This window comes from uncultured Ruegeria sp., from assembly GCF_947489545.1.
In the GTDB taxonomy this organism is placed as follows: Bacteria; Pseudomonadota; Alphaproteobacteria; order Rhodobacterales; family Rhodobacteraceae; genus Ruegeria.
In genome coordinates, this window is the sequence record NZ_CANLDZ010000012.1 from 71,728 (window position 1) to 95,011 (window position 23,284).

Here is a 23,284-nt window from a genome sequence, read left to right on the forward strand (position 1 = left end):
GCTCTGCGTGCCCAAGTTCGACCCCCGATCCCTGTTTTCACCCACGGTTTTGCTGGCGCTGGCGTTGATGACGATCATCGTGATGATGATCCTGCCGATGCCAGCCTGGGTGCTTGATGTCGGATTGGCGACATCCTTTGCGCTTGCGATCCTGATCTTCACCCTGACGCTGTTCATCGAGCGGCCGTTGGATTTTTCATCATTCCCGACGATCCTGCTGGCGTCGCTGATGCTGCGCCTGTCGCTCAACGTATCGTCCACCAAGCTAATCATCGGGCAAGGTCATACTGGCCCAAATGCGGCGGGTGACGTGATCGAAGGCTTTGCCAATTTCGTCATGGGCGGCAGCATCTTCCTAGGCCTCGTGGTGTTTGGCGTGTTGCTGATCGTGAACTTCATGGTGATCACCAAAGGCGCGGCGCGCATGGCCGAGGTCGGGGCGCGCTTTGCACTGGACGGGATGCCGGGCAAACAGCTGGCCATTGACAGCGACATGTCGGCAGGGGCCATCGATCACCAACAAGCCAAGGAACGGCGCGAACGGGAACAGCAGGAAACCACCTTCTTTGGCTCGCTTGATGGCGCATCCAAATTCGTCAAGGGTGATGCTGTTGCCGGGTTGCTGATCACTCTGTTGAACCTTGTCATGGGTCTGGTGATGGGTGTGATCGTGCACGGCATGCCGGTTTCATCTGCGTTCGAAACCTATGCAATCCTGACCGTCGGCGATGGGCTGGTCTCGCAGATCCCAGCAGTGATCATCTCAATTGCATCGGCCTTGTTATTGGCCCGGGGCGGCACCCAAGGCGCGACGGACAGCGCGATCTTCTCGCAGCTTGGGCGCCATCCAGCGGCATTGGGGACTGTGGCGATGCTGATGGTTCTATTCGCGCTCGTACCCGGTTTGCCGTTTCTGCCCTTTATTCTGGGGGCGACGGTTTTGGGATACGCAGCCTACCACGTCTACCAAAAGCAAAAAGCAGCAGAGGTCGAGGCTCAGGTTCCCGCGACCGAGACTGACATACCCGTATCTCAGGCCATCGGCGATATTCTGGATCTGGATGACGTACATCTAGAATTCGCACCCGATCTGGTCAGCATGGTCTTGAACCAAGGCACAGGACTGGACGCGCGGATCGCCAATATGCGAACCTACGTGGCCTCCAGCTTTGGGTTGATCCTGCCTGAAATTCGCCTGACCGATCGCGCCGATCTGCCAACCGGCACCTATGTGATCAAAGTGCATGGGGTCGAACAGGCGCGCGGCGTGTTGAACCCCGATCTGGTGTTGGCGCTGGTGCAAGATGGGTTGGAACTACTGCCTGATGGCAATGACGTAACCGAACCTGTCTATGGCGCACCTGCACGCTGGATTCTACCCAAGGATCAGGAAGAAGCCGCGCTGAGCGGGGCCACGATCGTGTCGCCTCCGGAAATACTTGCAACGCATTTGCTGGAGATCATAAAACAGAATTTCTCGCGCTTGCTAACCCTGAAATCCCTGCGCCGCTTGTTATCCGAAATGACCCGGCTCAGCGATCCAGTCCGGGCCGAAGCCAATCGCAAACTGCTGGATGAGTTGGTTCCGGCCAAGGTTCCAATTGACACACTACACGCTGTGTTGCGCCTGCTGCTGGATGAACGGGTCTCCATCCGGAACATGGCACTGATTCTGGAAAGCGTGGCCGAAGCACGGCTGACTACAACTCAACCCGAAGGCATCTGCGAGCTGGTCCGACAAAGGCTTGGTTTTCAACTGGTTGCCGATATGAAACGCGAGGACGGCTCGATCCCCTTGATCCAGCTTGCCCCAGAATGGGAGGACACGTTCGCTACCTACCAAATCGATGCTCCGAATGCGGGGTTGGACGTGGCGCTGCCACCTAACTTGTTCAACAAACTTGCTGACGGCGTGGCCGACAGTGTCACACAGTCCGCCGACCACGGCTTGTTTCCGGCCGTCGTGACATCGACCCGTCGCCGCAGGCTACTTCGTACAATCATGCACGCCCGTGGCATGTCCAACCCGGTACTGTCATTCGAGGAAATCGGGATTGAAGCCCGACCTGCCCTCGTCGGAACGGTGCCCGCGTGATTGCTCTGCCGCCCGAGTTATTACAACAACTGGGAGGTGGGCTATGGCAGCTATTCGCTGTATTTTTACGAGTATCCGCATTGGTTTCACTGCTGCCCGCCTTCGGCGAGCGCAGCATTCCGGTACGCGTCAAGCTTGGCCTTTCCGTAGCGTTTACGTTGATCATTTTACCCGCCATACGCCCGCCTGATTTTGCACCTGGCTTTTTGCAGATCGTGCGTCTTGTTGGGACCGAAGTCTTGGTCGGGATGGCTCTCGGAATGGGGCTGCGACTATTTGTTTTGGCACTACAGACCGCTGGATCCGTCGCGGCTCAATCTACATCGCTTTCGCAACTGCTGGGCGGGGCAGCGGCTGACCCAGTGCCCGCGATGGGCTATCTTCTGACGCTGGCGGGATTGGCTTTGGCAACCTTGTTAGGCCTGCACATTCAGGCCGCACGGTTCCTGATTAACAGTTACATGCTTTTTCCGATGGGAACCGTTCCAGCCGCACCAGACTTGTCCCAATGGGGCGTTCAGCAGATATCGCACAGCTTCAGTCTCGCCTTCGCCCTTGCTATGCCATTTGTCATAGCCTCACTGATCTACAATCTGGCGCTGGGGGTCATTAACCGGGCAATGCCGCAACTGATGGTAGCTTTCGTCGGTGCGCCTGCGATCACGTTCGCAGGTCTATTTCTTCTATTCGCAGGCACCCCTCTGATCCTGTCGGTTTGGGCCGACGACCTGTTCGCGTTCATTAACAATCCAGTTGGCCCAGCAAGATGAGCGCATCGGATGACGACGGCGATAAGCCCTTTGATCCCACGCCGCAAAAGCTGCAAAAAGCACGGGAAAAAGGCGAGGTTGCCAAATCCAGCGACCTTTCGGTCGTCGCGGGATACACAGGTTTGCTGATCGCACTTTTGATGGCCGGCCAATACACGGCAGAACATCTGGGCACCCTGTTTGCCGTATTACTGGATCAATCGGATGAGATTGCGCAATTGGTTTCGACCGGCCCGGTTGACGCTCCGGTCGCTGGGATGCTTAAAAATGCGTTGATCCCGGTGGCATTATTGTTTGCCCTGCCCGCCGCTGCAGTCCTGCTGAGCCTGATTGCGCAGCGCGCCCTGATCTTTGCACCCAGTAAGTTACAACCCAAACTGTCGCGTATATCCATTCCCTCGAACGCCAAAAACAAGTTCGGTCGAGGAGGGTTGTTCGAGTTTGCCAAAAGCTCGGTCAAACTTGTTATCTACAGCATATCGTTGGCTATTTTCCTCAAGGCGAATCTGACCGAAATCCTCTCGGCCAGCGCTGCGCCAGCAAAATCGTCGATTTTGTTGATGATGAACCTGCTGTTTCGCTTCCTGTTCATCGTCATCACTATAGCGCTTGCAATTGGTGTTGTGGACTATCTTTGGCAATATGCCGAGCACATGCGTAAGAATCGTATGTCGCGTAAGGAAATCCAAGACGAAACAAAAGACGCCGAAGGCGATCCGCACGTCAAACAAAGCCGCCGTCAACGCGCGCACGAGATTGCAACCAATCAGATGATGGCCGACGTGCCCGATGCGGATGTGGTGATCGTCAACCCCACCCATTATTCCGTCGCGCTCAGATGGTCACGCGCGATGGGCACTGCACCGGTATGCGTCGCAAAGGGCGTGGATGAAGTTGCCGCAGCCATCCGTTCAGCCGCCGGGCAAGCCGATGTGCCCATTCATTCCGACCCACCCACTGCACGCGCCCTGCACGCGACAGTGGAAATCGGTCAGGAAATCGCTGAAGAGCACTATCGTGCGGTGGCCGCAGCAATTCGTTTCGCAGAAACCATGCGGAAGCGTGCAAAGGAACGGATCAGATGAAGTACTCCAAACTGTCGGACCTCAGAAGCGTAACGGAGGCAGTATTCCAGAAACAATTTCAAACGCTACGCCCGCTTCTAGAGGCAGAAGCCACAATTCAGCGGCAACTGGCTAGTCTGGGTGCACAAGTCAGTCAGGCGCGTCGGGACGGGCCTCAGGCTGAAGGGTACACGATTACAGGGGCCGAGATGCTGTGGCAGGGATGGGAGTCGTCTACCCGCCGGCAGTTGAACTTGGATCTTGCTCGATTGAGGGCTCAACAACGCGAACAACTTAACGCGCTGAAGGCCGCATTTGGGCGCAAAGAAGCCGTTTCCAGTCTGTCCTCAGCCTTACTGAAAGACCATCGACGGGACGTCGCCAAAAAACAGTCGAACTATTAAGAGCGCCAAATGCGCCCTGGATCAGATGCGACGCTTACGAGTCCTGGCGATTGATGCTCATGATCAGGACCTGAGAAACACTGTCACCCAAATCCTTGCGCGCCACCTCTAGCAAAGCCTTGCGCAAAACGCCCAGATTGCCCGACTCGGTGAACCTACCGTTAAACCCGCCGATATTTGCATGATCAAATATCACTTGCAGAAAAGCGTCCCGCAGTTTTGGTTCGATAGAGTAAAATGCCTCGGTAATGGCAGGGTCGGCTTCCAGACTCAGCGTCATGGTGACCATTGCAGCGATTTTGTCATCCTCGACAACCGGCACCACAAATTGCTTCGTCATCTTAAGGTATTCAAACCCGCGCTCACCGTCCTTTTCAGTGGGTTTCTTGGGCTTAGCTTTCTTGTCTTCAGACTCTTTTGTTTCTCTATCTGCCTCGTTTGCTTCGGGCGCGCCCTCCGGTGCCTTGGCCGGAGCCAGGACGACTCCGGCGCCAATCCCTACACCAAGCCCGACGGACAAAAAGACAACAGGCACCATCAACTTGATCACGTCCGCACCTCAGAATGGTAAAAGAGAATCAAGGACTTGTTGGCCGTATCGCGGTTGCTGCACGTCTGTGATTTGCCCCCGACCACCATAAGACACGCGAGCCGATGCGATTTTGTCATAGGTGATCTCATTCTTGCGCGAGATGTCTTGCGGACGGACGTATCCGGCGACCAGCAGCTCTCGCAGTTCAAAATTTACTCGCAACTCCTGTGAACCGGAAATTGATAAAACCCCGTTTGGCAACACGTCTAGTACAGTTGCCGCGACGCGCAATGTCAGTTTTTCGTTGCGTCTAACCGATCCTCGTCCTGAGCTTGATGCGCCGGACTCGATTGACACGGCTTCATCCAACGACGCGCCGTCGGGCAAATGCTCTTGCACGCGCTGCGGCAATCCGAACAAGCCGGGCACCTCAAGGCTCTCAGATCCAGCGCGTGATCGGCTTGTTCTGTTCGAAATCTCGGCCTTTTCATCCAGTTCGATGACAACTGTCAGGATGTCCCCCTTCTTGATAGCTCTTTGGTCGCCCAACAAGGATTGCTGCCCGCCACTCCAGAGCGAGGATTTGTCGACCGAGCGCTGAGTTTGGGTATGCAGGGGCAAACCCGGCCACAGCATCGCAACCTGTTCCGGCGAGTCCTCGTTGGGCGTAAAGCTTGGCGCTTTGCCAAGATGATCCAGCCGACCGCAAGCGGACACTGCTAAGACTGCGAGCAAAATTGGTTTTGACAGTTCAAACATTAGTTTACCTCGACTTGGCCATCGGGCCGGATATGGCCGGTCACGGTCGTTCGGGACGAAAGATTCATCACGCGAATACGGTCACCGACCGCCCCGCGCCCTAGTGCGCGACCTTCAGCGGTGATCGACAAGGGCCGGCGGTTGAACACCAACAGGACCAGATCATTGCGATCAACGATGGCGGGCGGGCCCACGTCGCTGTCCCGAATTGGTCGCCCTGGATACAGTGCCACTCGGGCCTCTTGCCCGATCAAATCCTGAGGGTTCGTAATCGCGCCGGAGGCATTCGTGGCTTTCATGTCGAGATCGGTCACCGAAATTATCTCTTTCGCACGAATGGTTCGGTTGGATACGACCATTTCGGCATGCGCCGCCACAGGCATTGCCAACGCAAGCGTCAGGTAAAGGAACCGCATCACCGCACCTGTGTTGTTGCGCTCATCATCTGATCAACGGCTGAAATGACCTTGGCGTTCATTTCGTAACCGCGTTGCGCTTCGATCAGTTCGGTCACTTCGCGCACGGCATCAACTGAGCTGTCTTCAAGATATCCCTGTCGCAACGTCCCCAGCCCATCTTCACCCGGAAGGCCCAAAACCGGCGCGCCGGACGCTTCGGTTTCCTTGAACAGGTTGCTGCCGATTGCCTCAAGACCCTTTGCATTCGAAAAACTCGCCAGCGTGAATTCACCCAGCAACTGACCTTCCGGCGCGTCATCAAAATAAGCGTAGACTTCACCAGACGCGTTGATCGAAATGGACCGCGCGTCATCGGGTATGGTGATTTCCGGAGCAACGGCAAACCCGTCGGAGGTCACAATAAGCCCGTCAGCAGATCGTTTCAGGCTGCCATCACGCGTGTAAGCGGATTGACCGCTTGGCAGCGCCACTTCCAGATACCCGCGCCCCTCGATGGCGACATCAAGATCACTGCCGGTAGCCGACAGACCTCCCTGGGCCAGCTGTACGGTCACTGCGGCAGGACGAACGCCAAGACCCAGTTGAATGCCAGTTGGCAAAACCGTTCCGTCCGAGGCGTTAACGGCTCCCGCACGGGCCAGTTGCTGATAATGCAAATCGGCAAATTCAGCACGGCGTGCATTGTACCCAGTGGTGTTCATGTTCGCCAAGTTGTTCGAGATCGTCTCGACCCGCATCTGCTGTGCGGTCATGCCCGTGGCCGCGATTTTCAAAGCTCGCATTTCGAATTCTCCTTAAACTATCAGCGCATCAAAGCCTTCAAAGCACCGCGCACGCGTTCGTCTTCGGTTTCCAGAAAGCTCTGACCCAGCTCATAGGCGCGTTGAATTTCAATCAGACGCGTGACCTGATGCATGGCGTTGACGTTTGAGCCTTCGAGAAACCGATGCAAAACAACAGGCTCATCAACGGCTTGCACGTCTCCTTCCGGGCGGAACCGGGTATTGCCTTCGCGCACCAGATCCTTTGGTTCATCGACCCGGTAGACCCCGATCTGGCCCAAAAGCTGACCATTCACGCTGAGTGTCCCATCGCTGCCGATATCAATCGAAGCCGCGTCCGGTGGTATGAAGACCGGAGACCCGTTACTATCCAGAACACGTGATCCATCTGCCGCCACCAGATCGCCTTCGGCATTGGGTGTGAAGCTACCCGCACGCGTCAGGCGGTTGCCTTTTGGCGTTTCGACCATGAAAAACCCGTCGCCCTCGATGGCGAAATCGAACGAACCACCTGTTTCGATCAAAACGCCCTGTTGCAGCGATGTATTGCGCGCTTCGGCGCGGCTCATGGACAGGGACGGATTGTTCGGCACATCGCGAATGAACTCTGAAAACACCAATCCTTGCTGGCGGTATCCGGTGGTGTTGGCATTGGCGATATTGTTCGCAACCAACCGCATTTCATTCATCAGCCCGGATTGGCGGGACAGGGTGACATAGGCGGTGTCCATCAGCGGCCTCCTGCAATCAGTGGAACAAGTGTCCTGGTGAAAAACGTGACAAGTGTCTGGGTCATGAAGCCCATCGACATCCAGAAAACGATGACGATGGCGATCAGTTTTGGAACGAAGGTCAGGGTCATTTCCTGCACCGATGTCAGGGCCTGAAACAGGCCTACGACAAGGCCGGAAATCAGCGCCACCGCCAGGATCGGAACCGAGGTGATGACCGCAATCCACAAAGCCTGTCGCACGATGTCATAGAAGAGGCCTTCGCTCAGCATCTCTCAGACCGGCATCCGCAAGATTTCCTGGTAAGCTTCGACCACTTTGTTGCGCACAATGACAACTGTCTCGACGGCCAGTTCGGTATGGGCAAGCGCCTGAACCAAAGCATGCGGATCGGCCTGTCCTGTCATCGCTGTTTCGGCCATTTGCTCGCTGTGTTTCAAGGTTGCCGCAAAATCCTGAAAGGTCGAGCGCATTCCCTGCGCCATACCGCCTTGTTCGGGGTCGGCCTGCGTTGCAGGGCGCGCAAACGCATAGTTCTGCGCAGCTGTCAGAGATCGGATATCCATTCTGGTTTTCCTTTACTTTCTAAGTAGTTCCATCAGACTCGACGACATCTGCCGCGTCTGATCGAACATTTTGAGATTGGCCTCATAGCTGCGCTGAGCTTCGCGCGCGTCGGCGATTTCAATCATCAAATCGACATTCGACCCCAGATAATGACCGCTTTCATCGGCCATAGGATGGCCTGGGTCGTGAATGCGGTTTAGGTCGCGCCGGTCCAATTTGACTTGACCGGTCTGAACCATCGCCTTGCCGTCTTTCTGCACCATTTCAAACGGGACGGTTTTGCGTCGGTACCCCGGTGTGTCTGCATTCGAGATATTCTCGGAAACGTGTCGCAAACGCGCTGCTTGTGCACGCAATGCGCTGGCCGAGGCGGATAGGGAATGGGAAAAATCGCTCATGCCATATGCCCTTTACCCGCGACCCAAACTGGTTCGAATGATCCCGATAGACGAACGATAGATGGCTATGGCGCGGTCGTGCTGGCGTTTGACTTCGACCGCCTTCAACATCTCTTCTTCCAGCGAGATGCCGTTGCCATTGGGATCGCTCGACGGGTTGGCCACATATTCGGCCCATGTCTGCCCCGCCTGGCCAACGCCATTCAGATGGCCCTGCCGGGTTGCGGTCATGGCCGTCTGCCGATCTGTATTATCGAATGCTTTTTGAAAAGCCTCGATATCGCGCGGCTGATAGCCCGGGGTATCTGCATTGGCCATGTTGCGCGATATGACGGCTTGCCGTTGTCCGGCATGGGTTGCCATTGCGTGCGCTGTCTTAAAGACGTTCAGGTCATAGAACATCGGGGCTTCTCCCTCGATCAATTTCAATCAAGGCTTAACCCCGATTCCTTTAGAAACAGTTTTCAGAACTCAGTTGGAGACCCCACAATGTCCGAACTCGACCCGATGCTTCTGAAATGTGAATTCAACAGGATGACTGCGGTTCGCCATGTCGGGCTTGTCTCAGGCGTTGCGCATGGCGTGATTGAAATCAGCGGTTTGACCAAACAGGCCCGGATCGGTGACTTGCTGACCTTGCAGCGTGGCTCCAGCCCCGATCTGGCTGGTGAGGTGCTACATGTCGGCGCCAATCACATCCATATGATGCCCAACTCTGCCCCAGACGGGGTTAGCTTGGGGGATCGGGTATGCCTTGAGCCGTCACCCGATTTTGCACCCGGAATGCACTGGTTGGGACGCGTGATTGACCCGTTTGGCAATGCTCTGGACGGCAAGCCATTGTTAAACGGTGGGCAGGACCGGAACATCCAGCAAGCGCCGCCCCCCGCCGTTCGGCGCAAACCTTTGGGCGAGCGTATGGCGACCGGGCTGGCGGTGCTCAACACCATGTTACCCATCGTGCGCGGGCAGCGGATTGGCCTGTTCGCGGGGTCCGGTGTCGGGAAATCCACGCTTTTAGCGACGTTGGCGCGATCAATGCAGGCAGATGTTGTTGTGGTCGCCTTGATTGGCGAGCGTGGACGCGAAGTGAACGAATTTGTGACCCGCGCATTGGGCCCCGAAACCATGAAACACTCGGTGGTTGTGGCCGCCACGTCAGACCAGTCTGCGCTAGCCCGAAGGCGCTGTGCATGGTCCGCAATGTCTTTGGCCGAGTACTTGCGTGATCAGGGCATGCACGTGTTGCTGTTGGCAGATTCGGTCACACGCTTTGCCGAAGCGCATCGGGAAATCGCTGTGGCGATGGGCGAATCGCCATCGCTGCGTGGGTTTCCCCCTTCGGTCACTCCGCTAATCGCCAACCTGTGCGAACGCGCCGGGCCCGGAACACAGGATCAAGGTGACATCACAGCCGTATTCAGTGTCTTGGTCGCCGGATCGGATATGGATGAACCCGTCGCGGATATGTTGCGAGGCGTTCTGGACGGGCACATCGTCCTGAGCCGGGACATTGCCGAGCGCGGGCGTTTCCCGGCCATCGACCTCAGCCGCTCTGTGTCGCGCAGCTTGCCTGGCGCGGCCTCAGAAGCCGAAAACAAGATAATCGCGGAAACGCGGAAACTGGTCGGCAGCTACGAGCAATCCGAAGTGATGATCAAAGCCGGACTTTATTCCGAGGGCGCAGATCCTTTGCTGGATCAAGCCGTGCGCGTGCATAACGAGTTGGATAGCTTCTTTGGCAAAGCGGATGCCGAGGGGGTCGAAAACAGCTTTAGTCATCTCTCGCTGATTCTGCGCCGCGCAACAGCGGGCTTGCCGCGATAACTGGATATCCAGACAGTTTTAAGTGTTAAGGCCACCTTAAGGCCCATGCTGCTACTCCAGTAGCTGGGTGATAAAAGGTGGTGGAGATGGGTGCGCAATCCAATGCGGCGCCAATCATCATCAAGAAGAAGCGTGTATCGGGTGGCGATGGCCATCACGGTGGCGCGTGGAAAGTCGCATATGCGGACTTTGTAACGGCCATGATGGCCTTCTTCATGTTGATGTGGCTGCTGAACGCAACGACCGAAACGCAACGCAAGGGGCTGGCGGATTACTTTTCGCCAACCATTCCGGTCAGCGCTGATTCCGGCGGTGGCGATGGCGCCTTTGGCGGCGACAATATGTTTTCTGAACAAACGCTGGCCATGAACGGCAAAGGTGCGACTAGGCGCAACCCGACCAGATCTCATCAGGCATGGGGATCGACAGGTGTTGATGCCGCGGGCGGTGGGAAGGACGCGGTGCAGGACTTCACATCGCTTGAGGCTCAGCTGTTGGGTCGTACAGGCGAAAGCGAGGTGTCGGACAAAATCCTCAAACACATCGTCACGCGGGTCACGGACGAAGGTCTGGTGGTCGAGCTATTTGATACTGACGATCAGCCCCTTTTCGAATCGGGCACCGACACACCTACGCCACTCATGCGTGCGCTGGCGTTGCTGATTGCACGGTCTTCGGATCTGGTGACAAACCCCATCGCAGTCGAAGGTCATGTCAAAGCGTCGCCCGTTGTTCTGGCCCGCAATCCTGCCTGGGATCTTTCCACCGCCCGGGCGCAGATTGTACGTCAGATGCTGCAGGACAAGGGCGTTGTCGCCGAACGCCTGAACCGCGTGACCGGACACGCAGACCGAGAGCTGTTCAGTCAAGATCCAATGGCCACCCGCAACAACCGGATCGAGGTCATTTTTCTGCGCGCGCCCTAAAGGATAGAACGCATTTTACCTGTTAGCGCGCTGTTAAGGGGCAGCGCGTTACCTGTTGCATCAAAGATTGACGCAACAGAAGGGCGTGCCAATGACAATTTCCTCTTCGCTGAATGCCGGTGTCGCCGCATTGAAGGCCAACGCAAACAGGCTGGCCACGATTTCCGACAACATCGCGAACTCGTCGACATTTGGCTACAAGCGGGTCGAGACGGATTTTCATTCCATGGTCACGTCCGGCCAGGGGGGCAGCTATTCGGCAGGGGGTGTCAGAACAACAAGCCAACGCCTGATCGATCAGCGTGGCTCTCTCGTCACAACCAACAACTCCACCGATCTGGCGGTTCGCGGACGCGGTATGATTCCGGTGCGCCCCAGTTCGCAGATTGCGGCTGGTTCGAACGAAATGCTGCTGACCACGACGGGGTCGTTCCGCACCAATGAAGAAGGGTACCTGGTAACCGAATCCGGCCTTGTCCTGCTGGGATGGCGCGCCGCTGCGGATGGATCGATCCCCGCCGTTCCGCGGGACACGCCGGCAGCGCTTGAGCCCGTGCAACTCAGCGTAAATCAGTTATCAGGCGCGCCGACCACACGGATGAACTTGCGGATGAACCTACCCGCAACCGCAACAGATGCCGGCGCGCCCGGCGATACGCAGCCGCTGTCTGTCGAATATTTCGACAATCTGGGCAAATCAGAAAGCGTAGATATCGAACTGGTTCCCACGGTCCCCGCAACCGGAAGCAGTAACGAATGGACGATGATCATGCGCGATTCGGCATCGGGCGGTGCGATCATTGGTGAATACACGCTGACCTTTACCGATAGCCGAACCGCCGGCGGTACCCTTGCAAGCGTGACTGCGGTGTCAGGTGGCGCGTACGACCCGGCCACCGGCAGTGTTGTCGTCAACGTTGCCGGTGGCCCCATGGAGGTTAACATTGGCACGATCGGTGATGCTGATGGCATAACTCAGCTGTCCGATACCTTTGCGCCTGTTTCGATCACCCGCGATGGCTCGGCCGTTGGAACCATGACCAGCGTTCAGGTCGACGAAAACGGCTATGTCTATGCGTTCTACGATACAGGTGTCAGCCGCCGCATGTTTCAGATTCCTCTGGCAGATGTTCCCAATCCGAACGGCCTGACCGCGCTTGACAGTCAAACTTACGCACCATCTCGGGAAAGCGGCACCTTTTTTCTTTGGAACGCAGGCGAAGGCCCGACCGGCGATCTGGTGTCTTTCGCCCGCGAAGAGTCAACCACCGATGTCGCGACCGAGCTGACCGCGTTGATTCAGACGCAGCGCGCGTATTCCTCCAGCGCGACGGTGATCAAAACCGTCGATGAGATGCTGCAGGAAACGACAAACATCAAACGCTGAACTGGGTTCTGAAAACGGGAAAGGAGCGGTCTGATGAACATGTCGACGGCGTTGAACAACGCATTGAGCGGGCTAACGGCAGCCAGTCGCGGGGCCGCAGTGGTGTCAGGGAACATCGCCAATGCTCTGACGCCGGGCTATGCGCGCCGATCCCTTGAACTGACAACCAGTCCAATTTCGGGCAACGGCGTACGTACCGTTGGGGTGATACGTCATCAGGATCCTGTCTTGACCGCCAACCGGCGCGTAACCGATGCAGATCTGGCGCGACAAACGGCAGTTTCAGACTTTCACTCACGGTTCGAAGGGTTGGTTGGATCACCTGAGGATGCAACCTCTCTGGCCGCCCGCTTATCATCTTTCGACGGGAGCCTGATCACGGCTGCCAGTTTGCCCGACTCGGCCGAACGTCTTGACCAAGCCGCACGAACAGGGCGTGACCTTGCAAACAGTTTGAACATCGCGTCCGAGGGAGTTCGAAAAGCACGTTCGGATGCAGATCGAAAGATCGGAGCGCAGGTCGACAACCTGAACCGTGACCTCAAGGATATCGAAGACCTGAACGCCAGGATTACTGCCGTCCAAAACTCGGGCGGCGATATCGGGGCCTTGCAGGATCAGCGGCAAATCCTGATTGATCAGGTTAACGAATTGGTTCCGGTCAACGTGGTCGCAAGGGCAAATGATCAAGTGTCTCTCTACTCTGTCGGCGGCTTGATCCTTTTGGAGGGCAAAGCTGCGGAGTTTTCGTTTTCAACAACCGGCGACACGAAACCGCATATGACCGTTGCAAATGGGCTGTTGTCCGGGCTGGAAATGAATGGCAAACCCGTGCGCATAAGCGGCGACTCCGCCCAGATCCGCGGCGGCGCATTGGCAGCCCAATTCACCATACGCGATGACTTGTCGGTCGAAGCGCAGAGCCAGTTGGACAGCGTTGCCCGCGATCTGATCGAACGGTTTGAGACACCGGGGTTGGATCCTACAGCGCTTGCTACCGATCCTGGTCTTTTTACCGATGACGGCAATCGGTTTGATGTGGCGTTCCTGCCCGGGCTGGCATCACGTATTTCTCTCAATTCCATTGTTGATCCAGATGCGGGCGGAGACAGTTGGAAGTTGCGGGTCGGATTGAGTGCCGCCGGACCCGGCGACCCCGGAGATTCCGCGCAATTACAAGCCTTCGGCGCAATTCTCAGCGATGCTCGGCCGGTATCTGGATCCGTGTTCGGAACCGGCGATATGCGCGCCGCCGAGGTCACCCAGGCGTTGCTGTCGAAAGCCGGGGCAAATGCCCACGCGGCAGATCAACGCAAAACCTTCGCAAATGGCGCGCGATTACAAATGGCGCAGATCGAGGCAGAGCAAGGCGTGGATACAGATCAGGAATTGCAGCGCCTGATGCAGATCGAACAAACATATGCTGCAAATGCGCGAGTCATCACAGTTGTTGATGAGCTTCTACAAACCCTTCTGAGGCTGTGATCATGAATTTGACTGCCATGGGTGATCTTGCACGTGGACTGACGCTTCGGTCTCGTGCGACGGAAATCAAAACCCAGATTGAAACACTGTCTTACGAAATGTCATCGGGCAAGGTGCAGGACGTCTCTGGGCGGTTGGGCGGTGACTATTCTCAGATCCTCGATCTGGATCGCAACCTTGCCCGGCTCGATGCGTTCAAAATCGCTACATCCGAAGCTGGTCTGTTTACGGATGTCATGCAGCAAAGCCTGACGACATTCGATACTTCGGTTGGTGAAGTTTCCTCATCCCTATTGGCATTCGGTACGGCGAAACACACGGTCACGCATGAGCAGGCATCGGTCCAGGCCCGTAATGAGCTTGATACAATGATGTCGGCTCTGAATACACGAGTAGGCGGGCGCAGCCTGTATTCCGGAGTGGCGACGGATGTCTCGCCATTGTCATCTACCAACACACTCCTGGCTGCGCTTGAGGCTGAATTGACAGGCCTTACGACTGTTACCGATATACGTGCGGCGGCCGAGAACTGGTTCAACGATCCTGCCGGATTTGACGCGGTCATCTATCAAGGTTCAGATACGCCGCTAGCATCAATGCAAGTCTCTGAGAACGAGCGTATCTCGATCCCGATTACAGCAACCAACCCGGCGTTCAAGGCAGCGCTGCGGGACACGGCAGTGGCCGCTCTTGTCTCGGACAATGCACTTGCTTTGGGTACGGATCAACGCACCATCCTGTTTACGCAATTGGGTGTCGATCTTGCCAATGCAAAAGATGAAACGGTCAAGCTTAGGGCCGAAGTCGGCGCTGCAGAAGCGCGCGTTGAAGAGGCTGCCACCCGCAATTCGGCGGCGCGCACCAGCCTGGAATACAGTCGAAACCAACTGATCGCGGCCGATCCATATGAAACCGCTGCAAAGTTGCAGGCCGTACAGTTTCAACTGGAAAGCCTGTATTCCGTGACGGTTCGAAATGCGAACCTGTCACTGGTGAATTTCCTGAGATGAAAGTTCTTCTTTGCCTTCTCCTACTTCTTCCCGGCTTGGCGTCCGCTGGCACGATCCGGTTGAAGGACCTGGTGAACTTCGATGGCGTACGGGGCAACGATCTTGTCGGGTATGGTCTAGTTGTTGGTCTTAACGGTACTGGTGACGGGCTTCGCAATTCGCCGTTCACCGAAGAAATCATGTCCAACATCCTCGAACGCTTGGGGGTCAACGTCACAGGTGAAGATTTCCGCCCTAAAAACGTGGCGGCAGTGCTGGTGACAGCCAGCTTGCCGCCATTTGCCCGGCTTGGAGGTCAGATTGACGTCACAGTGTCGGCCATTGGCGATTCCAACAGTTTGTTGGGTGGGACGCTGATTATGACACCGCTGAACGCAGCCGACGGTCAGATTTATGCGGTGGCCCAAGGCACAGTCCTGGCTGGTGGTGCGGTCGCCGAAGGCGAAGCAGCATCTGTTGTCCGTGGTGTGCCAACATCTGGCGTGATCCCATCTGGTGCCCGTGTCGAACGCGAGATTGATTTTGATCTTTCGAGCCTGTCTCAGATGCGACTCGCCCTACGAGAACCCGATTTCACAACCGCCGGTCGGATTGAGACCGCCATAAACCGGGAATTCAACCGCGCGGTCGCAATCATGCGCGATTCCGGAACAGTCGAGCTGAACATTGCAGCCACACAATCCGTTTCAACCGCCCATGCCATCGGGCGTATAGAAAATATCTTGGTTGAGCCCGAGACCAAGGCACGGGTGGTGGTCGATCAACGATCAGGCACCATCGTCATGGGGCAAGAGGTTCGCATATCACGCGTTGCAGTGTCGCAGGGCAACCTGACCCTGACAGTCGAAGAAGCCCCGATCGCCGTCCAGCCTAACCCATTTGCACGGGGCGAAACTGTTGTTGTGCCCAGAACAATCGCAGGTATCGAGGAAGAAGAAGGGACCGGTCTCGCCGAAATACCCGAGGCTGCCACTTTGTCCGAAGTGGTGGCAGGGCTGAATGCCTTAGGTGTTTCCCCGCGCGACATGATCGATATTCTGAAAACGATCAAAGCCGCTGGCGCCTTGCACGCGGAATTCATCGTTAGATGACGGCAGCTCTAAAACCCTAACGGTCATCAATGCTTCGCCGATCACGTCGCCTGGCCTATTTGGACTTCCAGCTGTCTAGCCAACGGCGAAATCTACTACGTCGCTCTTCAATCGCGTCGCCCGCCGCGTAAAACCCATCTTCCACATTCTCAAGCATCGGATCGATTCGAGCCTGCCTGAACCTGCGCCACCGGACCCAAATGGCCCAGACCAAAGCGGCAAAAACCGTCAGGAAGATGATATTGAACCAGGGGATTAGCCGTACATCCGGCCCATCGACGTGTTTGATGAAAATCGCATTGGGGAATATCGACATGAACTCATTACGCCACCCATAGTGGGTGATCGCAACCCAATCCGGGTCATCTTTAGTCGATTTTGCGTCATTGGCCTCGGTATACAGATTGGCTGTGTCGAATTTGAAATAGAATGGCCAACCCCAACCGGTGTCTTCGTTGCGATACACAATAGGTTTGCCGTTGGCCCGCACCGCCTGAATGAACTGAACATCCCGATTGGACAAGCTGGCGGATTGGTCTTCGGGTTCTGACCAGAAGATCCGAGTCCAGTCGTTCAGGTCCTGACGTTCCTCATAGGTATTTACGATCCGCACGATGTCGCGCTGCGGCAACGCGTATTGCAGGATCACGGCAATCGCGCCCCAGAAGATAATAATGAACGCCCATTTCACATAGGCCATGCCGTATTCCTCACATGTAATTCACAATATAGATCAGCGCGCCAATCGCCACCCAAGGTACAACATAGACACCCAGGATCAGTTTGCGACGGAACGAATTGTCATAGACGTGCAACCCGCGCTCGACAAAAGCTCCCTTATTGCCGCTCTTGCCCTTCTCGTCCCACCAGGTTTCAAGCTTCTGACGCCGAACACTGCGCGAATACAGAGACAGCGCGAAATAAGCGATGGTCTGGATGACCAGCAGGATCAAAAACAGGCGCAACGCTCCGAACATATCAACTCTTCCTTACTGAACCCCAGGGGCCAACACGGGCAATCACCGCATCGCTGACCCGGTCTTCGCCGCTCATATCGGGTTCATGGCCAAACAGCGCAGCACGGGCACCCGATTTGTCCACCTGATACTCGCGCGCGAGGAAGTCGGCAACATAGGCTTTCTTGGTCTCGGGCCATGAACCATAGGTCCGATAGAAAAGTTCCTTGTGGCAGATGAACAACTGACGCGGGTCCATCGGCGCAAGCTCGGCCAGCAGCATGTTCACCAGATCACGGTTTGGGGTGTCTGCCGCGCGCAACGTGTAAAAATAGGCCGGATGATCCGAGGTGATGCGCGGCCAGCGCCCGCCGTCGGTCGCCCAACGCTGCAGCTGCGCCAGCCCATGATAAGCCTCGGGCAAACGATCCGCGTGGTTACGTGCCAGACGCCGCATGTCGCTTCGGTCCAGCCCGGTCAGGTCGACATTGGCTTCCGCCGCAGCATCAATGGTCAGGAAATCCATCTTTTGCTGCAGGATAGCGGCTGCATCGACACCGCGCGCTTTCACAATCGGCTCGACCAGGTCGTTGTAGTCGAGGAACTTTGCGATCTGGTTTCTCTGTGAGGGATCGAATGTGTATTTGATCTTAAGACCATCGGGCTTTTCGCCCATGCAGATCGCCGCCGGGTGGTCCATGTCCGGAAACAAATAGAGCCCGCCAAAATGGGCTGTCCAGAAATTGCGCTGTTCAAACATCGTATGGCGCAGGCGGACCGGATTGCGTGTGACATCACCGGTTTCCCTGGCGGTTTCGATCATCTTCGCGATCAGCACATCGTCAAACCAGGCGTCCTCTTCGGTTTTGAATCGTTCGACCATGCCCGCCAATTGCTGTGCCTTGCGCAGGGTGCCGCCTGCGGTGTCGGCCTCAATCTCGATCTTGCGCAGGTTCAGCAGATCGCGTGGGGTGGTGAGCTTGATGACCGAGTTCACCAGCTCTCCGGCCACCGCATCGGTGGCAGTCAGGGCAAACAGCTGCGCCTCGTTCATTTCGATGAACTCGCGCAGGATATCGCGCGAGGTCGAGAATTTGACGTTCAGCAGAGGCGCGCGTTTCTGCTCGGTCGTCAGCAGAATGAACTGACGGTTGACGCCATTGGGGTTGAGGTAGAGCTCATCCTCCAGCTCAATCCCCACCTCTGGTGAATAGCCCGAGATATCGACGTGGAAATCCGTCAGCGCCGTGGTCTTGCCCGCCAGATGCTGCAGCGCGCGGTTATACCGCTCGACCAGAGCCGGGCTGGAGATGTGGACGAGGTTGCCGAACATCAGGCCTTTTTTGATGAGGCGGATCATGTTTTTTCCGCCTCCCAAACATCGGCGTCCATCAAGTTTCGCAGCGACGCGCTGATGTCAGCAATTCGCCAAACGTACAATTTAGTTTTATCTGTCCCAGAAAGCGAAGGCTCAAGTTCCGAAGCCTTTTTCACAATTTGGAACAAGTCTTGTACTGGCCCAGATTTCAAAGGCGCTTTATCGACTAGAGCGGGTGGGTAAGAAGAAAGCAGCGCCTTTTCAGCTTTAAGTAGTTTTTTCGCAATAACCTCGAACTTAGCGCGAGGGCTGAGGTTTCGCATATTTGAATGGTAAAATGGATCAATCTCGTCAAAGTGAGTTACTTCATCAGCATCTTCGATCGAATACTTCCATGCAAACGAATTCAGGCGCCCAAGAGCTAACTCTTCGTCGAGTTGAGTTAGTAAATTGTTGAATTCAGTGGCCGCACGATCCTCTATTCGTTGCTTCTGTTCTTCTTCAAAGATTTTACCCTGTAGCTCAAGCAACTTAACTTGCTTGCCTTGTGCTATAGCCATGTCTTGAGTTGCCAGCCTCTGCTCTCGCAGTTCCTTTCTTTGCTCAGCAAGCTCTTGGCTTTGTAGCCAGACAGTCGCGATTAACCATATGAATGCTAGAGCGCCTGCGAATCCCGCCAGAGTGTCGCCGACCTCATTTGGCGTCGCCTTGAGGAAGTAGGTCCACTTGGTCCCACTACAGACTTCAGCACCAAAAAAACTGACCTCGCAAACAGAAAGCAGAGCAGTAAACGCACCAAATACTGCAATCGCACAGGTAGCTATGAGGCCCCATAGTATTGGGTTACTAAGTCGCCAGAAACTATCTCGTTCTGCAGTGCTCAACCCTTCCCCTCCAGATACCGCCGCTTGGCCTCTTCCATCCGGCCCATCTCGCGCACGGCATTCTCGATGGCGACCTCGTCGCTCTTGTCGGCATAGCGAAACTCGCTGTCGGCGTAGCGGTTGATCTCTTGGATCACCATTTCCACCGTGATCGGCTGGCGCAGGTCCTCGATCATGGCCTTCTTGGTGTCGTAGTCGCGAAACAGGAACAGGTCTGGGTTCTCCATCCATTCGTCGGGCAGTTCGAAATCCATCGCACGGACTTTGACCGCGTCGGTGATGTTCTTGATCGCGCGGCCGGTAAAGCGCTCATCCGCCTGTTGGATCGCCTTGAGGTAGGTGCCCATCTTGGCAATCGTATCCATCTGGCCGATATCGCCGGAGACCCGGTCATAGACCTGCAGCAGAGCCTCTTCGTGCGGGCGGGAATGACTTTCGAAACTGGCAGCGACAGCCTTTTTGATTTCCTGCGCGGCATAGGCCTCGTGTTCGCCCAGCGGGATGTCGTGGTTGCGGCCCATCAGCAAGTGCAGGATGTCGATGTAATCCTCGCGCGTTTGCGGACCATCCACCAGGAACCGAGCGCCGGCCCGCTGGCGCAGAGCGTCGTCCACATTCTCGGGGTAGTTCGAGAACATACCAAAGGTGCAGTTGCCGCGCACGACGGTGTTGGCACCTGCAAAGCTCTCCATCAGCACGGCGGTGATTTCCAACTGCCCGGCCGAGGATTGCCGGTCGCCGCGTTTGCCCGCCAGTTGATCGATATCGTCGATGGTGCCGAAGCCGATGACCGAGGGGTCGATGATCGTGTTGATGAAAGCCTTGGCGTTCTGGCCGGATTTGCCTTGATAGCTGTCGATATTATCGGTGCTCAGGTTTTGATAGCGGAACGGATAGCCCGCGTTCTGGCAATAATCGTTGATCAGCCCGGCCATCATCTGGATCAGGGTGGTCTTGCCGGTGCCTGGTTTGCCGTCGCCCATGAAGGTGAAGATGAACCCGCCGAGTTCCGCAAACGGGTTCAGGCGGCGGTCGAAGTCATAGGCCATCACCATCTTGGCCAGCTTCATCGCCTGATATTTGGCGATATGGTTGCCGACCACCTCGTTCGGTTTCTTGAACGTCATGGTCAGGGTGGTGGATTTGGCCTTGGAGGCCGGTTCGAACCCCCGGATCGTCAGATCATCAGCATCGATGTGCCATGCGGCGTTCTGGAACGGGGCCAGATGGCCTGCAGACTGGGCACGCAGGGCGGCCTTGTCCATCAGTTGCTCGGCGTAGGCGCTGATGGCGGCAATCAGATGAGCGTCGTCGGGCGCGTGTTTGGCCAGCGTCTGATCCAGCTCCCACAGCGCGCCATGCAGGGCGAGTTGGCCGTTGTCGGTCAGGACTTCTTCAATCTCGCCGATATCGACAGTGGTTTCGCCCAGATGTGAGGACATCAGGTAGGCCAGCGCATTGCCCAGAACATGTGAAGTGATCAGCGCTTCGGCGGTCAGCAGTTCCGAGAACTCGGTCTTGCGCGCGGCGGGCAGGTCCCCGGCCAGATTGGCGCGTTTCAGGTCGGCCAGCGGGGTCTGTTCCGCATAGGCCTCACCGACGGCCAGCGCGATGGCAATCGCGCGCCGAATGGCCTGTTGCGCCGTGGCCTGAGGCGGCGAGACCAGCGCATCGCCATCGTCCGAGGCCTCGATCCGTTCAACCAAATGCACCCCGGCTGCGCGCACGGTTCGGCGTGTCACCAGCCCCGGCGTCGTGGAGCGGAACCGCCGTCCAGTGGAAACGCCCGGAGACCGCTCGACCGCCACCTCAACCGCTTTGGCTATCCGCGGCGAGTGTTCAAAACCGTTCAGCATGGCGGTCGCTGCCGGATAATGCTTGCGAATGTCGTCTTCGCGCAATTCCATCTGATCTGACGTCAAACTCATTTCAAAACCGCCCTTGCTTCATCTTTTCAAAAATACTCCCGCCGGAGGCCAGACTAATAGCGCAGCACCTGCCCGCTCTTGCTGACCACGAATTTGCGCACACCACCAAATCCCGGCGGGTTGCGTTCGGCCAGCACCTGAAACGGACGCTGAGGCAATATGATCGACCGCTGGGTGTGGGTCGCCCCGGTCTCGGCCCCCTGCCCGCCGAACGGGTCCAGTGCAAAAACCTCACGCTCGACGGTAGAAAACCACCCGGCGCGCTCTTCGATCACTTCTTCGCTTTGCAGCTCTTCAGTGGTCCAGGCCAGCGCCCAGTCTTCCCCCTGCGGCGATTGCGCGTCCTCAAGCACCTGCCGCAGAGGACCGGATTGTTCGGTATAAGCCGAGGAATACATCGGTCCCACATGAATGCGGCGCAAATGTTTGGGATGGAGGTCGTCGAAATCCTGATCGAACCCTTTGGCGATCGTCACCAGTTTCAAACCGCCCAGCGCCTGCGCCATCAGATGCGCCTGTACTTCGGGCCAGCGACGTTGATCTTTGGGCAAAGCGGTCTTGCCGCTATCCTCAAGCTGCATCAGGTAAATGACCGGCAGGTTGATCTGGCTGTCATAGACCGCCCAATGGATCATGAAATTTCGCCGCTCGCCCTCATTTCCCATCCAGTGGCATTCGGGATCGTTGCGGGCCCAGAACAGCTGACCTTTCAGTAATTCCTCGTAATAGAGCCTTTGGGACAGCGCGAATTGCAGCTTGGTGGGGATTTCCCGTTCGCCGATGATGGTACGGACCATGTCGGTTTTCAACTCATCCTCGGACGGCATATTCGCCAGATGCACCTGCGCCTGCTGCGCGTCATTGGCCATGGTCAGTAACTCGGCCGCCACCGGAAACCCGCTGTCGCGCTTGTCCATGGCGAGGCTGCCAAAGAACCGCCCGGTATCGCGCCCGACCAGCAGGTATTTCATGCTGAGTGCACGAAATGTGTAAAGTAGCCCCGAGAGGTAGCGCGACACGATCCGCACCTCTTGCTTGCTGATCGCGCCCTCCGCCTCCATCGTCGCGGCCACGCGCAGGAGGTGGACGGTGATTACCTCAAATTTGCGGAAATAGCGGCGCGAGGCAAAGGTGTCGGTCAGGCCGACATGGTCTTGGGTGGGATCAGTCATAAGCTGAGCTACTACGCTTGTCCTTACAGCTTTGGCGAAGCCGCCAAGGCAGAAGAAGAACTTCTGAGATCAGGTACAATGCGAAAACTATGAGTCCAATAACAATGCTTCCCGGCCCAACGTAAACGGCGAGGATACCTAGCACTTTGTAGGCACCACCTTTTGCATCGATTTTGTCCAAGAAAAGCGCCAAGCCATAAATTGGGATGGGCCAAATTACGAGAAAGAGGCCGACCCAGAGTAACCTAATGTCTTTGCGATTAAGCCACGTCATCAGTAGAACCTATTTTAATTGGTTTTTTTTGATGTTTTCGCGATGCGAAGGTATCGGTAAGGCCGACATGGTCTTGCGTGGGGTCAGTCATGCTCGTGATCTCAGTTCATCGAGTTCGCGCCTCGACTGCTCAATTTTTCCCACGACCATAAAACAAACAAAGCCTAGGACGCCTCCCCAAGGAAGGCCCCAATTCAGAAAGACAATAGCTGCGACCAATGTCCCAAGATCAATGATCCAATATCGTTTGAAACCTCTTATCCACACTTCCTTGTCCTGACACGCTTGGAGAAAACTCATCCGGGTTTTTACTTTGCTTCCATCCTTGGCGAATTGCGGCGACACTCTGTTGAGCGCAAAGCCACCGAATAGAAAAAACCAGACCGCCAGAACAATTAGATCGGAGTTTTCAGTCCCAATACCGCGCAGGATTGTGAAAAATGGGACTACAAACAACGCAACTGTCAGAACCATGCGCCATTTCTTAGGCAGTTCCTTCAACGGC

26 protein-coding genes are annotated in these 23,284 nt (G+C 56.3%); 10 read left to right on the forward strand and 16 right to left on the reverse strand.

The features are described from left to right. The first annotated feature begins 7 nt into the window (after nucleotides 1–7). From flhA to Q1B13_RS16420, 4 genes are read left to right on the forward strand one after another with little or no spacing between them, the layout of a single operon-like run. On the forward strand, nucleotides 8–2,095 hold the full coding sequence (gene flhA, locus Q1B13_RS16405) for a flagellar biosynthesis protein FlhA (RefSeq protein WP_299082253.1): 2,088 nt from the start codon (nucleotides 8–10) through the stop codon (nucleotides 2,093–2,095). After that, nucleotides 2,092–2,865 carry a flagellar biosynthetic protein FliR gene (locus tag Q1B13_RS16410; RefSeq protein ID WP_299082276.1) on the forward strand — a complete coding sequence of 258 codons (774 nt, stop codon included), beginning with the start codon at nucleotides 2,092–2,094 and terminating at the stop codon, nucleotides 2,863–2,865. The genes flhA and Q1B13_RS16410 overlap by 4 nt, the downstream gene beginning before the upstream one ends. Beyond that, nucleotides 2,862–3,950 carry a flagellar type III secretion system protein FlhB gene (flhB, locus tag Q1B13_RS16415; RefSeq protein ID WP_299082278.1) on the forward strand — a complete coding sequence of 363 codons (1,089 nt, stop codon included), beginning with the start codon at nucleotides 2,862–2,864 and terminating at the stop codon, nucleotides 3,948–3,950. The genes Q1B13_RS16410 and flhB overlap by 4 nt, the downstream gene beginning before the upstream one ends. Then, nucleotides 3,947–4,333 (forward strand): hypothetical protein, encoded by a 387-nt coding sequence (locus Q1B13_RS16420; RefSeq protein ID WP_299082280.1) that lies wholly within the window; start codon nucleotides 3,947–3,949, stop codon nucleotides 4,331–4,333. The genes flhB and Q1B13_RS16420 overlap by 4 nt, the downstream gene beginning before the upstream one ends. 34 nt (nucleotides 4,334–4,367) lie before the next feature. Here Q1B13_RS16420 and Q1B13_RS16425 read toward each other — a convergent pair whose 3' ends face one another. Genes Q1B13_RS16425 through Q1B13_RS16465 form a run of 9 tightly spaced genes read right to left on the reverse strand, consistent with a single transcriptional unit; the run spans nucleotide 4,368 to nucleotide 8,923 of the window. After that, nucleotides 4,368–4,883: a flagellar basal body-associated protein FliL gene (locus tag Q1B13_RS16425; protein ID WP_299082282.1), complete on the reverse strand. Its 516-nt coding sequence runs from the start codon at nucleotides 4,881–4,883 to the stop codon at nucleotides 4,368–4,370. A gap of 9 nt (nucleotides 4,884–4,892) precedes the next feature. After that, a complete protein-coding gene (gene flgH / locus Q1B13_RS16430) occupies nucleotides 4,893–5,624 on the reverse strand; it encodes a flagellar basal body L-ring protein FlgH (protein WP_299082283.1) in 732 nt (243 codons plus the stop codon). Then, a complete protein-coding gene (gene flgA, locus Q1B13_RS16435; protein WP_299082285.1) occupies nucleotides 5,624–6,040 on the reverse strand; it encodes a flagellar basal body P-ring formation chaperone FlgA in 417 nt (138 codons plus the stop codon). The genes flgH and flgA overlap by 1 nt, the downstream gene beginning before the upstream one ends. Continuing rightward, on the reverse strand, nucleotides 6,040–6,825 hold the full coding sequence (gene flgG / locus Q1B13_RS16440; RefSeq protein WP_299082287.1) for a flagellar basal-body rod protein FlgG: 786 nt from the start codon (nucleotides 6,823–6,825) through the stop codon (nucleotides 6,040–6,042). Before flgG ends, flgA begins: the two co-directional genes overlap by 1 nt. A 20-nt stretch (nucleotides 6,826–6,845) precedes the next feature. Beyond that, on the reverse strand, nucleotides 6,846–7,556 hold the full coding sequence (locus Q1B13_RS16445) for a flagellar hook-basal body complex protein (RefSeq protein ID WP_299082290.1): 711 nt from the start codon (nucleotides 7,554–7,556) through the stop codon (nucleotides 6,846–6,848). After that, nucleotides 7,556–7,828: a flagellar biosynthetic protein FliQ gene (locus Q1B13_RS16450; RefSeq protein WP_299082292.1), complete on the reverse strand. Its 273-nt coding sequence runs from the start codon at nucleotides 7,826–7,828 to the stop codon at nucleotides 7,556–7,558. The genes Q1B13_RS16445 and Q1B13_RS16450 overlap by 1 nt, the downstream gene beginning before the upstream one ends. 3 nt (nucleotides 7,829–7,831) lie before the next feature. Continuing rightward, on the reverse strand, nucleotides 7,832–8,122 hold the full coding sequence (fliE, locus tag Q1B13_RS16455) for a flagellar hook-basal body complex protein FliE (protein WP_299082294.1): 291 nt from the start codon (nucleotides 8,120–8,122) through the stop codon (nucleotides 7,832–7,834). A gap of 12 nt (nucleotides 8,123–8,134) precedes the next feature. Continuing rightward, nucleotides 8,135–8,521 carry a flagellar basal body rod protein FlgC gene (gene flgC / locus Q1B13_RS16460; protein ID WP_299082296.1) on the reverse strand — a complete coding sequence of 129 codons (387 nt, stop codon included), beginning with the start codon at nucleotides 8,519–8,521 and terminating at the stop codon, nucleotides 8,135–8,137. Nucleotides 8,522–8,533: 12 nt separating this feature from the next. Then, nucleotides 8,534–8,923 (reverse strand): FlgB family protein, encoded by a 390-nt coding sequence (locus Q1B13_RS16465; protein ID WP_299082410.1) that lies wholly within the window; start codon nucleotides 8,921–8,923, stop codon nucleotides 8,534–8,536. Between the two features lie 87 nt (nucleotides 8,924–9,010). Here Q1B13_RS16465 and Q1B13_RS16470 point away from each other — a divergent pair, with 87 nt between their 5' ends. The 6 genes from Q1B13_RS16470 (at nucleotide 9,011) to Q1B13_RS16495 (ending at nucleotide 16,247) form a co-directional block, all read left to right on the forward strand. Continuing rightward, a complete protein-coding gene (locus Q1B13_RS16470; RefSeq protein WP_299082298.1) occupies nucleotides 9,011–10,348 on the forward strand; it encodes a FliI/YscN family ATPase in 1,338 nt (445 codons plus the stop codon). Nucleotides 10,349–10,434: 86 nt separating this feature from the next. Further along, nucleotides 10,435–11,274 (forward strand): flagellar motor protein MotB, encoded by an 840-nt coding sequence (locus Q1B13_RS16475; RefSeq protein ID WP_299082300.1) that lies wholly within the window; start codon nucleotides 10,435–10,437, stop codon nucleotides 11,272–11,274. A 91-nt stretch (nucleotides 11,275–11,365) separates the two neighbouring features. Further along, a complete protein-coding gene (locus tag Q1B13_RS16480; protein ID WP_299082302.1) occupies nucleotides 11,366–12,661 on the forward strand; it encodes a flagellar hook protein FlgE in 1,296 nt (431 codons plus the stop codon). 33 nt (nucleotides 12,662–12,694) lie between these two features. Next, complete coding sequence (gene flgK / locus Q1B13_RS16485; RefSeq protein WP_299082303.1) at nucleotides 12,695–14,146, forward strand: flagellar hook-associated protein FlgK; 1,452 nt, start codon at nucleotides 12,695–12,697, stop codon at nucleotides 14,144–14,146. Between the two features lie 2 nt (nucleotides 14,147–14,148). Further along, nucleotides 14,149–15,156, forward strand: coding sequence for a flagellin (locus Q1B13_RS16490; protein WP_299082305.1), 1,008 nt, complete (start codon nucleotides 14,149–14,151; stop codon nucleotides 15,154–15,156). Continuing rightward, nucleotides 15,153–16,247 carry a flagellar basal body P-ring protein FlgI gene (locus Q1B13_RS16495; RefSeq protein WP_299082307.1) on the forward strand — a complete coding sequence of 365 codons (1,095 nt, stop codon included), beginning with the start codon at nucleotides 15,153–15,155 and terminating at the stop codon, nucleotides 16,245–16,247. Before Q1B13_RS16490 ends, Q1B13_RS16495 begins: the two co-directional genes overlap by 4 nt. 55 nt (nucleotides 16,248–16,302) lie before the next feature. Here Q1B13_RS16495 and Q1B13_RS16500 read toward each other — a convergent pair whose 3' ends face one another. The 7 genes from Q1B13_RS16500 to Q1B13_RS16530 form a co-directional block, all read right to left on the reverse strand. Further along, nucleotides 16,303–16,947 (reverse strand): DUF1523 family protein, encoded by a 645-nt coding sequence (locus Q1B13_RS16500; protein WP_298936455.1) that lies wholly within the window; start codon nucleotides 16,945–16,947, stop codon nucleotides 16,303–16,305. Nucleotides 16,948–16,957: 10 nt separating this feature from the next. Continuing rightward, nucleotides 16,958–17,224: a hypothetical protein gene (locus tag Q1B13_RS16505; protein ID WP_299082309.1), complete on the reverse strand. Its 267-nt coding sequence runs from the start codon at nucleotides 17,222–17,224 to the stop codon at nucleotides 16,958–16,960. A gap of 1 nt (nucleotide 17,225) precedes the next feature. Continuing rightward, entirely contained in the window at nucleotides 17,226–18,563 is a 1,338-nt protein-coding gene (locus tag Q1B13_RS16510; RefSeq protein WP_299082311.1) for a DUF6638 family protein, read from the reverse strand. Then, nucleotides 18,560–19,405: a hypothetical protein gene (locus Q1B13_RS16515; RefSeq protein ID WP_299082313.1), complete on the reverse strand. Its 846-nt coding sequence runs from the start codon at nucleotides 19,403–19,405 to the stop codon at nucleotides 18,560–18,562. Before Q1B13_RS16515 ends, Q1B13_RS16510 begins: the two co-directional genes overlap by 4 nt. Continuing rightward, nucleotides 19,402–21,333, reverse strand: coding sequence for an ATP-binding protein (locus Q1B13_RS16520; protein WP_299082315.1), 1,932 nt, complete (start codon nucleotides 21,331–21,333; stop codon nucleotides 19,402–19,404). The genes Q1B13_RS16515 and Q1B13_RS16520 overlap by 4 nt, the downstream gene beginning before the upstream one ends. 53 nt (nucleotides 21,334–21,386) lie before the next feature. Next, nucleotides 21,387–22,505, reverse strand: a complete 1,119-nt coding sequence (locus Q1B13_RS16525) for a hypothetical protein (RefSeq protein WP_299082317.1) — start codon at nucleotides 22,503–22,505, stop codon at nucleotides 21,387–21,389. A gap of 361 nt (nucleotides 22,506–22,866) precedes the next feature. After that, a complete protein-coding gene (locus Q1B13_RS16530; protein ID WP_299800024.1) occupies nucleotides 22,867–23,280 on the reverse strand; it encodes a hypothetical protein in 414 nt (137 codons plus the stop codon). Nucleotides 23,281–23,284: the final 4 nt, after the last annotated feature.